At 59.0% G+C, this 997-nt stretch carries 1 protein-coding gene and 1 pseudogene; both read left to right on the forward strand.

The genetic code is table 11. From position 1 onward, the window contains the following. The first annotated feature begins 170 nt into the window (after positions 1-170). A complete protein-coding gene (locus ACFOMP_RS16850) occupies positions 171-452 on the forward strand; it encodes a hypothetical protein (RefSeq protein WP_379032639.1) in 282 nt (93 codons plus the stop codon). Between the two features lie 46 nt (positions 453-498). Continuing rightward, a pseudogene (locus ACFOMP_RS16855) lies at positions 499-997 on the forward strand (hypothetical protein); the annotation flags it as partial.

Raw genomic sequence — 997 nt, forward strand, 5'->3', positions numbered from 1 at the left:
ATCCCAGCTACCACCCTGGATTCGCGAGATGAATCCCTCACGCGATTTGTGCAACAGAGCCCATATTGGTACAAAACGACCCAATGAGACTGCCAAGATAGCAAGACGCCTCGCCTTGTTCCCACCCTTGCTGGCGAGGAAAATCCCGAGGCCACCTACAGATCTGCGATATGTCAGTTTTACCATCTCACTTTGCCCAGATGATTGGCCTGATCCGTGCCGAGGATCTGGCCGAGGAATGGGGCTATGCCAGCGCTAATAGCGCCTTCCGCAATTTCTGCGCGAAGCTCGGCCTGCGCCATGTACCGGGGCGCCCCGGATGGTTCGATCCCAAGCATGTCCGTCAGCGTCTTGATGCTGCCCAGGGCATGGAGATCCTCACGCCGTCGCGCGGCCCCAATGGTGCTGCGACGCTGGTGGCACAACGGAGGGCGCGCAATGCCACGTTCTAGTCGCCCGAAGGGTGTTCATTGCGTTCGGCGCATCACGAAAGCGGGCATGAAATTCCATTTCTATGCCTGGCGCGGTGGACTCAAGTTCTGGGAGGACAGTGTCCGCTTTCCGAATGATCCGGCTTTCTTCGTAGCGTTTGCTGAGGCAACCGCCCGTCCCAAGCCGGCGCGTTACATGACCGTCCAGATGGTTGATGACTTTCTGTCGAGCGCGGAAATGCCCAGGGGCGAGCGCACCCGGCAGGATTATCGCCTGTGGGCTTTGCGTTTCGCGGCGGCGTTCAAGAATGATCCCGCCGCGATGTTTGAGGAGCCTGAGGCGCGCGGCGAGGTCAATGAGTGGCGCAAGCAATGGGCGCATTCACCACGCCAGTACGACTATGCCGGAACCGTGGTGACGAGGATCCTCAACTGGGCATGGAAGGACGCCAGCAAGATTCGGATGCACTACTGCGGCGATTTTCGGAAAGTCTATGAGGTCGACCGGCTCTGTTGCACAAATCGCGTGAGGGATTCATCTCGCGAATCCAGGGTGGTAGCTGGGA

This window comes from Paracoccus simplex, from assembly GCF_042648325.1.
Classification (GTDB): domain Bacteria; phylum Pseudomonadota; class Alphaproteobacteria; order Rhodobacterales; family Rhodobacteraceae; genus Paracoccus; species Paracoccus simplex.